Genomic DNA, 13,310 nt, shown 5'->3' on the forward strand with positions numbered 1-13,310 from the left:
GCGAGCGCCGATCGGGGGCGGCGCCTTGATCGGCCGGCGCCCCGCTACGGCGCCGCCCGCAGGCTCCGCATGTCCAGATTGCGCAGCACCCGGTCCACGACCTCCGGATCGGCGCCCGGCTCGCTGCGCGCCGACAGCACCTCGTGGCGGGCCGCCGAGAGCATCTCGCCCTGGATCCGCTGGACCTTCTTCATCCGGGAGATCCGCTTCTCGAACAGCTCGCGCCGCTCGTCGTCGACGATGTCCGGCGCGATCCGGGCCCCGATGTCGTAGGCCCGGCGCGCCAGTTGGTCGGCGACCTCGTCGGAGACCTCCTCGACGTCCAGGATCTCCCTCAGCCGCCGCTTGGACGCCTTGATCACCCGCAGCGCCAGCTCCCGCTCCAGCGCGTCCGCGGCGTCGGTGTCGGCCCGCACCCGCAGCCGGCGCACCAGCCAGGGCAGCGTCAGCCCCTGGACGATGAGCGTGGCGAGCACCACCGCGAAGGCGATGAACAGGATCTCGTCGCGGGCCGGGAAGGGCCCGCCGTCCACCCCGTAGGGGATGGCCAGGGCCAGCGCCACCGAGGCCACCCCGCGCATCCCGGACCACCACATGATGACCGTCTCGCGCCAGCTCATCGGGATGTCCTCGTCGTAGTCCCGGCGCTTGTGCATCCGCTTGGCCAGCCAGGCGGCGGGCAGCAGCCACAGCAGGCGCACCGCGACCACCACCGCGACGACGGCGGCGCCGGCGCCGAGCATCGCGGTCCAGTGGCCGGACGCGGCCCCGAAGATGTTGTGCAGCTCCAGGCCGATCAGCCCGAACGCGACCCCGGTGACGAGGGTGTCGACCACCTCCCAGAAGGTGTAGCCGGCCAGCCGGCCCAGCACGTCGTCCGGGTCGACCGCGTACTCGGCCAGGAAGAGCGCGGTGGTCAGCACCGCCAGCACGCCCGAGCCCTGGAACTCCTCGGCCAGGACGTACGCCACGAACGGCACCAGCAGCGTCAGCCCGATCTGCAGCGTGGGGTCGCCGAGCAGCCCCATCAGCTTGTTCGTGACCCAGCCCAGCACCAGGCCGACCGCTATGGCGACGACCGCGGAGAGCACCAGCGAGCCGACCGCGCCGGGCACCGAGAAGCTGCCGCTGATCACCGCGGCCAGCGCGACGTGGTACAGCACGATCGCGGTGACGTCGTTGAACAGCCCCTCGCCCTCCAGGATGGAGACCAGCCGGCGGGGCAGCCCCAGCTTCCCGGCCACCGCGGTGGCGGCCACCGGGTCGGGCGGGGCGACCAGCGCCCCGAGCACCACCGCCGCGGCCACCGGCATCCCGGGCACGACCGCCTGGGCGACCGCCGCGACCGCCGCCGTGGTGGCGAACACCAGCGCCACCGCGAGCAGCAGGATCGGCCGCAGATTGGCGGTGAACTGCCGCCAGGACGTGCGCTGGACGGCCGCGTAGAGCAGCGGCGGCAGCACGATCGGCAGGATGTACTCCGGCGGGATCTGGACGTTCGGCACGAACGGCAGCAGCGCCAGCACCGCACCGGCCAGCGTCATCAGCACCGGCGAGGGCAGCCCCAGCCGGTCGCCGAGCGGCACCGTCACCACGGCTCCGAGGAGCAGAACGAACAGCAGGGCCAACTGATCCACGGTGACTACGCTCCGGGGCGGTCGTTCTCGATCACTTTCCGTCCCAAGCGTGCCATGAAGTGATCGGATGCCCGTTTCGCCGCTCAGCCGCCGCCCGTAACGGGACGGCGCGCCGGAGGGATCAGTAGCTCTCCTCGCGGACGGTGTCCAGCGCGTGCTGGAGGTCGTCCGGATACGCGCTCTCGAACTCCACCCAGCGGCCGTCCGAGGGGTGTTCGAAGCCCAGCCGCACCGCGTGCAGCCACTGCCGGGACACCCCGAGCCGCTTGGCGAGCGTGGGGTCCGCGCCGTACGTCAGATCGCCGACGCACGGGTGGCGGTGCGCGGACATGTGCACCCGGATCTGGTGCGTCCGCCCGGTCTCCAGCTTGATGTCCAGCAGGCTCGCGGCCCGGAACGCCTCGATGAGGTCGTAGTGGGTGACCGACGGCTTGCCGTCGGCGGTGACCGCCCACTTGTAGTCGTGGTTGGGGTGGCGCCCGATGGGGGCGTCGATGGTGCCGCTCATGGGGTCCGGGTGGCCCTGGACCAGCGCGTGGTAGCGCTTGTCCGGCACCCGCTCCTTGAACTGCCGCTTCAGCGAGGTGTACGCCCGCTCCGACTTGGCGACCACCATCAGCCCGGAGGTGCCGACGTCGAGGCGGTGCACGATGCCCTGCCGCTCGGCGGCACCGGAGGTGGAGACGCGGTAGCCGGCCGCGGCCAGCCCGCCGATCACCGTCGTGCCGGTCCAGCCGGGGCTGGGGTGCGCGGCGACGCCCACCGGCTTGCTGATCACCACGACGTCGTCGTCGTCGTGCACGATCTCCATGCCCTCGACGGGCTCGGCGACGATCTCCACCGGCGCGGCGGCGGCCGGCATCTCGACCTCCAGCCAGGCGCCCCCGCGGACCCGCTCGGACTTCATCACCTCCGAGCCGTCCACCCGGACCTTGCCGGCCGAGGCGAGCTCGGCCGCCTTCGTCCGGGAGAAGCCGAACATACGGGCCAGCGCGGCGTCCACGCGCTCGCCTTCCAGGCCGTCCGGTACGGGCAGGGTGCGGATCTCGGGAAGCGTGCTCACCCCACGAGTATGGCAGTCCCGCGCCGCGGCCCGGCCCGGGCCCGGAATGCCCGGATCCGGCACCGGGCCGCGGGCCCTGATCGGACCGGCCGTCAGTCCCGGTGGACCGTCCCGTCCGGGTCCAGCCCCCGGAAGGACAGCAGCACGATCAGGACGCCGCCGCAGACGATCGCGGAGTCGGCGAGGTTGAAGACCGCGAAGTGCGCCGGGGCGATGAAGTCCACCACCGCGCCCTGGAAGACGCCCGGCGCACGGAAGATCCGGTCGGTGAGGTTGCCGAACGCGCCGCCCAGCAGCAGCCCCAGCGCGATCGCCCAGGGCAGGCTGTAGAGCTTGCGGGCGATCCGGAAGATCACCACGATCACCACCGCGGCGATGATCGTCAGGAACACCGTCAGCGCCTGCCCGAAGCCGAAGGCCGCGCCGCGGTTGCGGATCACGCTGAACTGCAGCAGCGTCCCGATGACCTCCACCGGCGCGTGGTGCTCCAGTTTGGCGACCACCGCGAGCTTGCTGCCCAGGTCGAGGAGGTAGACCACCGCGGCCACCAGCAGCAGCGCGGCGATCCGCCGCCTGCCGCGGGCGGTGGGCCGCTCGCCCTCCGCCGGCCGTCCCCCCTCGGACCCCGCCGCGGGGTCCGCCCCGGAACCCGGCTCGGATTCCGGCGTACCGGTGATGCGCTCCGCCTCTGCCACGTCGTGTGTCCCTCAGCCCGTCGAGTCCGCCGCCGGGCCGTGCCCGGCTGCCCACGAGACTACGGCACACCCGCGCGCGAGCGGGCCGGCCGGGGGCGCTCCACCGCACCCCGCGACCGGCCCGCCGCGCCACCCGTCAGCGCCGCTCCTGCTTCTGCTTGCACTCCACGCACAGCGTCGCCCGCGGGAACGCCTGCATCCGGGCCTTGCCGATCGGCTTGCCGCAGTTCTCGCACAGGCCGTACGTGCCCGCGTCCAGCCGGCCCAGGGCCCGTTCGGTCTGGTGCAGCATCTCGCGGGCGTTGGAGGCCAGCGCCAGTTCGTGCTCGCGGGTGATGTTCTTGGTGCCGGTGTCCGCCTCGTCGTCGCCCGCGCCGTCGCCGGAGTCCCGCATCAGCCCGGCGATGGCGTCCTCGGCGGCGGTGATCTCCGCCCGCAGCCGCCCCACCTCGCCCATCAGGGAGGCCCGCGCCTCGTCCACCTCCTCCGGCGTCCAGGGGTCCTCGCCCGGCCGGACCGCCAGGTCCCCGGGGTCCGCGGTCGTACGGGCCGGGGGCGCCGCGGAGTCCGCGCCCGGCCGGGAGGCCGGTGCGGCCGCCGTCTTCTTCGCCGCCATGGTCCCAGCTCCCGTCTCCCCGGCCGCGTCCTGCCCGGCCGCGCTCGTCTCCGCCGGCTCGCCACCGGCGGCCTTCCCGGCGACCGCCTTCTTCGCGACCGTCCTCTTCTCCGCCGCTTTCTTCCCCGGCGTCTTCTTCCCTGGCGTCTTCTTCGCCGCCGCCTTCCTGGCCGGCGTCTTCTTCTCCGCCTTCGCGGGGGCGGCCGCCGCTGCGCCGGCGGCCCCCTTCACGACGTCCTCGTCAGCGGGCCCGGCGGACGTCGTGGTCTGCTCCGCGGCGGTCTTCTTCGCCACCATGGCCGCGACCCCTTCACATATGTGATCTTGTGCGCGAATCGTGCGGGAACGATAAATCGCCGCACGGCACGCGGCAACGGGACGCACCGCCCGGCCACCCCGCCGCCACCGCCGTACGCCCGGTCTGCCTCCGTTGTGCCCCGCTCCCCGCGCCGTAATCCGACCGGAATGCCCCGCTCTGCGAGTCCGGCCATTCGGGTCACCCGCCGCGGCCGCCCCGGGCGTCCGCAATCCGGTCGGCCGGGCCCCGCGCGGCCCTTTACACTGGGCGGAGCGAAAGGCGTCGATGGGACGAGTAGCGTCATACGCAGCCGCGCAGCGACCCGGGGACGGTGTGAGCCCGGGGGCGTGCCTGACGTGAAGATCAGCCCGGAGCCGCCGGAAGAAAGCCCGTGGGGCGAGTAGAACCGGCAGCGCGACCCCAATGAGGGGGCGGTGCGGACAGCGCCGCCAAGGAGGGTGGTACCGCGGGAGCAGGCGCTCTCGTCCCTCCGGTCGGAGAACGCACCAGGTGTCCGCCGGAGGAACCGATGAGTCCCACGCCCCAGTACCGCCCGGTACCAGCCCAGGTCGACCTGCCCGCCCTTGAGCACGCGGTGCTCGACTTCTGGCAGGAGCGCAAGGTCTTCGCCCGCTCCCTCCAGCAGTCCGAGGGCCGGCCCGAGTGGGTCTTCTACGAGGGCCCCCCGACCGCCAACGGCATGCCCGGCGCCCACCACATCGAGGCCCGGGTCTTCAAGGACGTCTTCCCCCGCTTCCGCACGATGCGCGGCTACCACGTCAACCGCAAGGCCGGCTGGGACTGCCACGGCCTCCCGGTCGAGCTGGCCGTCGAGAAGGAACTGGGCTTCAACGGCAAGAAGGACATCGAGGCGTACGGCATCGCCGAGTTCAACGCCAAGTGCCGCGAGTCGGTGACCCGCCACACCGACGCCTTCGCCGAGCTGACCACGCGGATGGGCTACTGGACCGACCTGGACGACCCGTACCGCACCATGGACCCCGGCTACATCGAGTCGGTGTGGTGGTCCCTGAAGCAGATCTTCACCAAGGGCCTGCTGGTCCAGGACCACCGCGTCGCCCCCTGGTGCCCGCGCTGCGGCACCGGCCTGTCCGACCACGAGCTGGCCCAGGGCTACGAGACCGTCGTGGACCCCTCGGTCTTCGTCCGCCTGCCGCTGACCTCCGGCCCGCTGGCCGGCCGCGCCGCCCTCCTGGTCTGGACGACCACCCCCTGGACCCTGGTCTCGAACACCGCCGTCGCCGCCCACCCCGACGTCACCTACGTCGTCGCCACCGACGGCACCGAGCGGCTGGTCGTCGCCGAACCGCTGCTGGCCAAGGCGCTGGGCGAGGGCTGGGCCCCCACCGGCGAGACCTTCACCGGCCGCGAGATGGAGCGCTGGGCCTACGACCGCCCGTTCTCCTTCGTCGCGCTGGACGGCGCCAACTTCGTCGTCAACGCCGACTACGTCACCACCGAGGACGGCACCGGCCTCGTCCACCAGGCCCCCGCCTTCGGTGAGGACGACCTCAGGACCTGCCGCGCCTACGGCCTCCCCGTGGTCAATCCGGTCCGCCCGGACGGCACCTTCGAGGAGGAGCTGCCGCTCGTCGGCGGCCAGTTCTTCAAGAAGGCCGACGAGGCCCTGGTCCGCGACCTCGACGCGCGCGGCCTGCTCTTCCGCCACGTCGCCTACGAGCACAGCTACCCGCACTGCTGGCGCTGCCACACCGCGCTCCTCTACTACGCCCAGCCGTCGTGGTACATCCGCACCACCGCGGTCAAGGACGCCCTGCTGCGGGAGAACGAGCGCACCAACTGGTTCCCCGAGTCGGTCAAGCACGGCCGCTTCGGCGACTGGCTGAACAACAACATCGACTGGGCGCTCTCCCGCAACCGCTACTGGGGCACCCCGCTGCCCATCTGGCGCTGCGAGGAGGGCCACCTCACCTGCGTCGGCTCGCTCGCCGAGCTGACCGAGCTGACCGGCACCGACCAGTCCGGCCTGGACCCGCACCGCCCGTACATCGACGAGGTGGTCTTCGGCTGCCCCGAGGACGGCTGCGCGCACACCGCCACCCGCGTCCCCGAGGTCATCGACGCCTGGTACGACTCCGGTTCGATGCCGTTCGCGCAGTGGGGCTACCCGTACCGCAACAAGGAGCTGTTCGAGAAGCGCTACCCTGCGCAGTTCATCTCCGAGGCCATCGACCAGACCCGCGGGTGGTTCTACACCCTCATGGCCGTCGGCACCCTGGTCTTCGACAAGTCCAGTTACGAGAACGTCGTCTGCCTGGGCCACATCCTCGCCGAGGACGGCCGGAAGATGTCCAAGCACCTGGGCAACATCCTCCAGCCGATCCCGCTGATGGACGAGCACGGCGCCGACGCGGTCCGCTGGTTCATGGCGGCCGGCGGCTCCCCCTGGTCGGCCCGCCGGGTCGGCCACTCCACCATCCAGGAAGTCGTCCGCAAGACCCTGCTGACGTACTGGAACACCGTCGCCTTCCAGGCGCTCTACGCCCGCACCACCGGCTGGTCCCCGTCCGCGGCCGACCCGGCCCCGGCCGACCGCCCGCTGCTGGACCGCTGGCTGCTCGGCGAGCTGCACACCCTGACCGCCGAGGTCACCGAGGCCCTGGAGGGCTACGACACCCAGCGCGCCGGCAAGCTGCTGTCCGCGTTCGTCGACGACCTCTCCAACTGGTACGTCCGCCGCTCCCGGCGCCGCTTCTGGCAGGGCGACGCGGCCGCGCTGCGCACCCTCCACGACGTCATCGAGACGGTCACCCGGCTGATGGCCCCGCTCGTCCCGTTCATCACCGAGCGGGTCTGGCAGGACCTCGTCGTCCCGGTCACCCCGGACGCCCCCGATTCGGTGCACCTGGCCACCTGGCCGGAGACCGACCGGGCGCTGATCGACCCGGCGCTCTCCGCGCAGATGCAGCTGGTGCGCCGGCTGGTCGAGCTGGGCCGCGCCACCCGCGCCGAGTCCGGTGTGAAGACCCGCCAGCCGCTCTCCCGCGCGCTGGTCGGCGCGCACGGCTTCGCGGAGCTCTCCGAGGACCTGCGCGCCCAGATCGCCGAGGAGCTGAACGTCAGCTCGCTGGCCTCGCTGTCCGAGGTGGGCGGCTCGCTGGTCGACACCACCGCCAAGGCCAACTTCCGCGCGCTGGGCAAGCGGTTCGGCAAGGGTGTCCAGGCGGTCGCCAAGGCCATCGCCGCCGCGGACGCCGCCGCCCTCTCGCTCGCGCTGCGCGAGGGTACGGCGAGCGTCGAGGTGGACGGCGAGACCGTCGCGCTCGGCCCGGAAGAGGTCATCATCACCGAAACCCCGCGCGAGGGCTGGTCGGTGGCGTCCGACGCCGGCGCCACGGTCGCCCTCGACCTGGAGATCACCCCCGAGCTGCGCCGCGCCGGCCTGGCCCGGGACGCGATCCGGCTGATCCAGGAGGCCCGTAAGAACAGCGGCCTGGACGTCGCCGACCGGATCGCGCTGCGCTGGTCCGCCACCGACGAGGAGGTCCGCACGGCGCTGGCCGACCACGCCGCGCTGATCGCCGAGGAGGTGTTGGCCACCGACTTCGCCGCCGGCGAGCCGGACGGGTCCTACGGCCCGGCCTTCACCGACGAGGCGCTGACCCTGACCTTCCACCTCCGCAAGGCGTAACGGAGCACGGAAGCACGGCAGAGCACAGCAGGGCCCCGGCGCACCGAGCGCCGGGGCCCGCGCTCTTCTCCGCCCCCCGCGCACCCCCACCGCGCCCCCCGCCCGGATGACACCGGTACCACGGGCACCGGGCACCGCGCACAGGGCACGCAACAGGGCCGGGCCCCGAGGGAGTTCCCCCGGGGCCCGGCCCTGATTGCCGACGTGAGGCGCGCCTAGCGGCGTCCGCGGTCCGTCAGTTGTCGTCCTCGTCGATGAGGAAGCCGCGCATCGGCGACGGCGTCTGCTGCATCGGCGACGGCCCCTGCGGCCGCACCGGCGCCATCGGCTGGGTCATCGCCGGCGACATCTGCTGCTGGCCGCCGTACGACGGGCCGCCGCTGGACGGGCTGCTCATCGAGTGGTTGCCGCCCATGGACTGGTTGCCGCCCATGGTGTGGTTCCCGCCCATGGTGCCCGCACCGGCCGACGCCATCGACGGGGACGGCGGCAGCGAGGCGGCCGCCGGGGTCCGCGGCGGGGCCAGCGACTCGTCGGACTGGTTCTCCAGCTGGCGCAGCTGGCTCTCCAGGTACGACTTCAGGCGGGTGCGGTACTCGCGCTCGAAGCCGCGCAGGTCCTCGACCTTGCGCTCCAGCGTCGCGCGGGCCGACTCCAGCGAGCCCATCGCCACGCGGTGCTTCTCCTGCGCGTCCCGCTCCAGCGCGTCGGCCTTGGCGCGGGCGTCCCGCTCCAGGCCCTCGGCGCGGCTGCGCGCCTCGCCGACGATCTTGTTGGCCTCGGAACGGGCCTCCGCGATCGCCTGGTCGGCGGTCTGCTGCGCCAGCGACAGCACGCGCGCCGCGCTGTCACCGCCGGGGCCGCCCTGCTGCTGGGGGGCCTGCGGCAGTTGCTGTCCGGGACCGCCCATCGGACCGCCCAGCGGGCCGCCCTGGCCCATCGGGCCGGGACCGTGCGGGCCCTGCGGACCGTGGCCACCGGGACCGGGGGGCAGCTGCGGTGCACCACCGGGCAGTTGGGGCGGGCCACCCATCCCCTGCTGCTGCGGCGGGACCGGCTGCGGACCGGATATGGCGGCGGGCACCGGTGCCCCCGGCCGCTGCTGCTGCTCCTGCTGCTGGTCGGGACCCTTGCGGAGCCCCTGCTGCTGGTTCTGCGCGGCGGCCCGGGTGGCGGCGGCCAGCTTGGCGCGCAGGTCCTCGTTCTCCCGGAGCAGGCGGGTCAGTTCGGCCTCGACCTCGTCGAGGAAGGCATCGACCTCGTCCTCGTCATAGCCTTCTCGGAGGCGGACGGTTGTGAACTGCTTGTTCCGCACGTCCTCGGGGGTCAACGGCATCTCTACTTCACCTCAACGTAGTCGTCGGCAATCGGCAAGACCGTATCGTTCACACCAACAACACCGACCTCACGACGGTGATCAGGATGTAGACGATGATCATCAATACGAAGAAGGACAGGTCGAGCGCCACGCCCCCGAGACGCAGCGGCGGGATGACCCGCCGCAGAAGCTTGAGTGGCGGATCGGTGACAGTGTAGGTGGCCTCAAGAATCACCACCATCGCCTTGCCGGGTTGCCATGAACGGGCGAACTGGAAGACATAGTCCATCACCAGGCGGAAGATCAGCAGGATCAGGAAGCAGTACAGCGCGATGTAGATCACCTGACCAGCGATGCTCATCTCGCGCGTCCCTCTCCCCTTGCTCCTGTTGTGACCTTAACGGCCCTGGTGTGCCCGGTGTTGCGTCTCAGCTCTGGTTGAAGAACCCGCCCTCTGCGATACGGGCCTTGTCCTCCGCCGTGACATCGACGTTAGCAGGCGACAACAGGAACACCTTCTGCGTCACCCGTTCAATGCTCCCGTGCAGTCCGAAGACCAGACCGGCCGCAAAGTCGACAAGTCGCTTCGCGTCCGTGTCGTCCATCTCCGTGAGATTCATGATCACCGGAGTGCCCTCACGGAAGTGTTCCCCGATGGTACGGGCTTCGTTGTAGGTCCGGGGGTGCAGTGTGGTGATGCGGTAAGGCTCCCGCTCGGACACAACTTTGGGCATGATCACCGGTGCGTTCTTCTCCAGGTTCGGACGTTCGGGTGTGATGGATGCCACGGGGGCGATACGCGCGGGTCGTCCGCTTTCCGCGGCGAGCGGGGCGGGTTCACGCGGTGCCGGAGGGGTCGTGGCGCGGACCGGTTCCTCCCGCTCCGGGCGTGTCTCGGCCTGCACTTGGTGCTGCTGCCGCCGCCCCCGATCGGGCTCCGGGTCAAGCTCGGGCTCGAACTCGTCGTCGGGGTCGAACCCCCGGCCGTCGTACCCATCGTCCTCCACGAGGCCGAGGTAGACCGCCATCTTGCGCATCGCGCCGGCCATTCTCTGCGTCCTCCGCTCTGTGGTGGATCGGCTCCGTCACCGGGGGCCTTGGATCCACTCGGCCTGCCCCGCTTCCTGCGGGAATGACCATATTTTGTGCTGTGGTCCGACTTGCTTGGCGACGTTACCCGAGCCGTGGTCGGACTCCGAGTACCGCGGTGCCGATGCGCACATGTGTCGCCCCGGCCGCCACGGCGTCCTCGAGGTCCGCGCTCATACCTGCTGACACCATGGTGGCAGCAGGATGGGTCGCGCGCAGGTCGGATGAGATTTCCATGAGCCGCTCGAACGCGGCGCGTTGACGTCCGGCGTACGGTCCGGTCAGCGGAGCGACCGTCATCACTCCGTCCAGGCGCAGCCCTTCGGCGCCGGCGATCACCTCGGCGAGCTGGGCGACGCCCTCGGGCGCCACCCCGCCGCGGTCGCCGGTGATCCGCCCGTCCTGTCCTGATTCGACGTCAAACGCCACCTGGATCAGGCAGCCCAGCTCCCGGCCGGCCCGGACCGCCTCCTTGGAGAGCGCGGTGACGAGCCGGGGGCGGTCCACGGACTGGACGACCCCGGCGTAGCGGGCCACGGAGCGCACCTTGTTGGTCTGCAACTGACCGACGAAGTGCCAAGTCAGCGGCAAATCGGCGCATTCGGCCGCTTTCGGTGCCGCTTCCTGATCGCGGTTCTCCGCGACCTGACGCACCCCCAGCTCCGCCAGCAGCCGGACGTCGCTCGCCGGGTAGGTCTTGGTGACGACGATCAGCTGCACCTCGTCACGGGCCCGGCCGGCCTTGGTGCAGGCGGTGGAGATACGATCCTCCACCCGCGCGAGGCTGTCGGCCAGTTGCGTTCTGCGGTCGTCGGTCACAGCAGAGCCTCTCCGGGGGCGTCCCCGAGCCATACATAGCTGGCGAGCCGCCCGGTCGTGCGGTCGCGTCGGTACGAGTAGTGGTCCGCCGACTCCCGGGTGCAGACCGCCGATTGCTCCCGCAACGGCACGCCCCCCGCGGCGAGTTGGGCCCGCACGCCCGCGGTGACGTCCACCGCCGGGGTGCCCCAGGAGGTGGTCGACCGGCTCTCCGGCACCGCCGCGGCGACCTCCGCGCGCATCGCCTCGGGGACCTCGTAGCAGCGCCCGCAGACCGCCGGCCCGGTGTAGGCCAGGATCCGGGACGGCTGCGCGCCCAGCTCGGTCATCGCGGCCAGGACCGCGGGGACCACCCCGGCGACCAGGCCCGGCCGGCCGGCGTGCGCGGCGCCCGCGACCCCGGCGACCGGGTCGGCCAGCAGGACCGGGGTGCAGTCCGCGGTCAGCACGGCCAGCGCCAGTCCGCGCCGGGTGGTCACCAGCGCGTCCACGGACGGGATCGCGTCCCCGGTCCAGGGGCCGTCGACCACCGCGACGTCCCGGCCGTGGACTTGGTTCATCCAGACCACCGCGGCCGGGTCGAGGCCCAGCGCGCGGGCCGCCCGTTCGCGGTTGGTACGGACGGCGGCGGGGTCGTCGCCCACCGCGCCGCCGAGGTTGAGCTGCTCATACGGAGCGGCGCTCACCCCGCCCCACCTGTCGGTGAAGGCGAAGTGCGCGCCGCTCACGTGGTGCTGTTGCCCTATCACGTCGGTGCTTTACATCACTTCAGGAAGTCGGGGACGTCCAGCTCCTCGGCCGCGGCGTCGGAGTACGGACGGGCCGGGGGGACCGACGGCGCGGGGCCGCTCGGCGGGGTGGAGATCTCGCCCGGCGAGGAGGACTCGGCGGTCGCCGGGGCCTCGTCGCGGACCGGGGGCAGGGTGCCGAGGCCGCCGAACGACGGGGCGGTGCGCGGCGGGTCGGCCGGCACGGAGCGGACCGGCGCCGGGGCGGTCTCCTCGCGCTTGGGGGCCGGCATACCGGTCTGCTGGGAGTCGCGGCGGGCCGGCGGCTGGCCGCCGTCGAAGCCCGCGGCGATGACGGTCACCCGGACCTCGTCGCCCAGGGCGTCGTCGATGACCGCGCCGAAGATGATGTTGGCCTCGGGGTGCGCGGCCTCGCTGACCAGCTGCGCGGCCTCGTTGATCTCGAAGAGACCGAGGTCGGAGCCGCCGGAGATGGAGAGCAGCACACCGCGGGCGCCGTCGATCGACGCCTCCAGGAGGGGCGAGGAGATCGCCATCTCCGCGGCGGCCACCGCGCGGTCGTCGCCGCGCGCCGAGCCGATGCCCATCAGCGCCGAGCCGGCCTCGGACATCACGGACTTGACGTCGGCGAAGTCGAGGTTGATCAGGCCCGGGGTGGTGATCAGGTCGGTGATGCCCTGGACGCCCGAGAGCAGCACCTGGTCAGCGGACTTGAACGCGTCGAGCACGCTCACCTGGCGGTCCGAGATGGACAGCAGGCGGTCGTTGGGGATCACGATGAGGGTGTCGACCTCTTCGCGCAGGCTCGCGATACCGTCCTCGGCCTGGTTGGCGCGGCGGCGGCCCTCGAAGGTGAACGGCCGGGTGACCACACCGATCGTCAGGGCGCCCAGGGAGCGGGCGATATTGGCGACGACCGGGGCACCCCCGGTGCCGGTGCCGCCGCCCTCGCCCGCGGTCACGAAGACCATGTCGGCCCCCTTGAGGACCTCCTCGATCTCCTCGCGGTGGTCCTCGGCCGCCTTGCGGCCCACGTCGGGGTTGGCGCCGGCGCCGAGTCCGCGCGTCATCTCGCGGCCGACGTCGAGCTTGACGTCGGCGTCGCTCATCAGCAACGCCTGCGCATCGGTGTTGATCGCGATGAACTCGACGCCCTTGAGCCCGACCTCGATCATCCGGTTGATGGCGTTGACGCCACCGCCGCCGATGCCGACGACCTTGATGACTGCGAGGTAGTTCTGCGGTGCTGCCACGTCGAAGGCCTCTCGCCTCGATTTACGTGTCGTCGCCGCACATTGCGTGTGGACGCCGACTGATGCCGAAGGGGTGGTCCGTCTCTGCCGACCCGAACCC

The 13,310-nt window shown here is 72.1% G+C and carries 12 protein-coding genes; 2 read left to right on the forward strand and 10 right to left on the reverse strand.

The window, feature by feature from the left end:
• Window positions 1–44: 44 nt before the first annotated feature.
• From ADL22_RS20300 to ADL22_RS37010, 4 genes are all read right to left on the reverse strand, one after another.
• Window positions 45–1,637, reverse strand: coding sequence for a Na+/H+ antiporter (locus ADL22_RS20300; RefSeq protein WP_066981438.1), 1,593 nt, complete (start codon window positions 1,635–1,637; stop codon window positions 45–47).
• 121 nt (window positions 1,638–1,758) lie between these two features.
• Entirely contained in the window at window positions 1,759–2,700 is a 942-nt protein-coding gene (locus tag ADL22_RS20305; protein WP_066981441.1) for an RluA family pseudouridine synthase, read from the reverse strand.
• Window positions 2,701–2,792: 92 nt separating this feature from the next.
• Window positions 2,793–3,395 (reverse strand): signal peptidase II, encoded by a 603-nt coding sequence (gene lspA / locus ADL22_RS20310; protein WP_066981444.1) that lies wholly within the window; start codon window positions 3,393–3,395, stop codon window positions 2,793–2,795.
• 136 nt (window positions 3,396–3,531) lie between these two features.
• Entirely contained in the window at window positions 3,532–4,011 is a 480-nt protein-coding gene (locus ADL22_RS37010) for a TraR/DksA family transcriptional regulator (protein WP_420711580.1), read from the reverse strand.
• Between ADL22_RS37010 and ADL22_RS37015 the strand changes: the two genes are divergently transcribed.
• A complete protein-coding gene (locus ADL22_RS37015) occupies window positions 4,010–4,333 on the forward strand; it encodes a hypothetical protein (protein WP_420711581.1) in 324 nt (107 codons plus the stop codon). The two genes, ADL22_RS37010 and ADL22_RS37015, sit on opposite strands and share 2 nt — an antisense overlap.
• Before the next feature lie 505 nt (window positions 4,334–4,838).
• A complete protein-coding gene (gene ileS / locus ADL22_RS20320; protein ID WP_066981450.1) occupies window positions 4,839–7,982 on the forward strand; it encodes an isoleucine--tRNA ligase in 3,144 nt (1,047 codons plus the stop codon).
• Window positions 7,983–8,217: 235 nt separating this feature from the next.
• On the opposite strand, the gene ADL22_RS20325 is transcribed toward ileS, so the two are convergent.
• The 6 genes from ADL22_RS20325 to ftsZ all read right to left on the reverse strand — a co-directional run bounded on the left by ADL22_RS20325 (window position 8,218) and on the right by ftsZ (window position 13,210).
• Window positions 8,218–9,318 carry a DivIVA domain-containing protein gene (locus ADL22_RS20325; RefSeq protein ID WP_066981453.1) on the reverse strand — a complete coding sequence of 367 codons (1,101 nt, stop codon included), beginning with the start codon at window positions 9,316–9,318 and terminating at the stop codon, window positions 8,218–8,220.
• Window positions 9,319–9,367: 49 nt separating this feature from the next.
• The gene (locus tag ADL22_RS20330; RefSeq protein WP_066981456.1) at window positions 9,368–9,661 is read right to left on the reverse strand and encodes a YggT family protein; all 294 of its coding nucleotides are present in this window, start codon (window positions 9,659–9,661) and stop codon (window positions 9,368–9,370) included.
• Between the two features lie 67 nt (window positions 9,662–9,728).
• Window positions 9,729–10,349, reverse strand: coding sequence for a cell division protein SepF (locus tag ADL22_RS20335; protein WP_066981459.1), 621 nt, complete (start codon window positions 10,347–10,349; stop codon window positions 9,729–9,731).
• Window positions 10,350–10,473: 124 nt separating this feature from the next.
• Window positions 10,474–11,208, reverse strand: coding sequence for a YggS family pyridoxal phosphate-dependent enzyme (locus ADL22_RS20340; protein ID WP_234430779.1), 735 nt, complete (start codon window positions 11,206–11,208; stop codon window positions 10,474–10,476).
• Window positions 11,205–11,957 carry a peptidoglycan editing factor PgeF gene (pgeF, locus tag ADL22_RS20345; protein ID WP_066981464.1) on the reverse strand — a complete coding sequence of 251 codons (753 nt, stop codon included), beginning with the start codon at window positions 11,955–11,957 and terminating at the stop codon, window positions 11,205–11,207. Before pgeF ends, ADL22_RS20340 begins: the two co-directional genes overlap by 4 nt.
• Before the next feature lie 14 nt (window positions 11,958–11,971).
• Complete coding sequence (gene ftsZ, locus ADL22_RS20350) at window positions 11,972–13,210, reverse strand: cell division protein FtsZ (RefSeq protein ID WP_066981467.1); 1,239 nt, start codon at window positions 13,208–13,210, stop codon at window positions 11,972–11,974.
• Between the last annotated feature and the right edge of the window lie 100 nt (window positions 13,211–13,310).

The sequence above is a fragment of the Streptomyces sp. NRRL F-4489 genome, from assembly GCF_001509485.1.
Lineage (GTDB): Bacteria > Actinomycetota > Actinomycetes > Streptomycetales > Streptomycetaceae > Streptomyces.

Bases quoted from the DNA above. Each gene is read 5' to 3' on its own strand.
- ileS (WP_066981450.1), top strand. From the start codon at position 4,839: ATGAGTCCCACGCCCCAGTACCGCCCGGTACCAGCCCAGGTCGACCTG.
- ADL22_RS20335 (WP_066981459.1), bottom strand. From the start codon at position 10,349: ATGGCCGGCGCGATGCGCAAGATGGCGGTCTACCTCGGCCTCGTGGAG.
- ADL22_RS37015 (WP_420711581.1), top strand. From the start codon at position 4,010: ATGGTCCCAGCTCCCGTCTCCCCGGCCGCGTCCTGCCCGGCCGCGCTC.
- ADL22_RS20330 (WP_066981456.1), bottom strand. From the start codon at position 9,661: ATGAGCATCGCTGGTCAGGTGATCTACATCGCGCTGTACTGCTTCCTG.
- ADL22_RS37010 (WP_420711580.1), bottom strand. From the start codon at position 4,011: ATGGCGGCGAAGAAGACGGCGGCCGCACCGGCCTCCCGGCCGGGCGCG.
- ADL22_RS20325 (WP_066981453.1), bottom strand. From the start codon at position 9,318: ATGCCGTTGACCCCCGAGGACGTGCGGAACAAGCAGTTCACAACCGTC.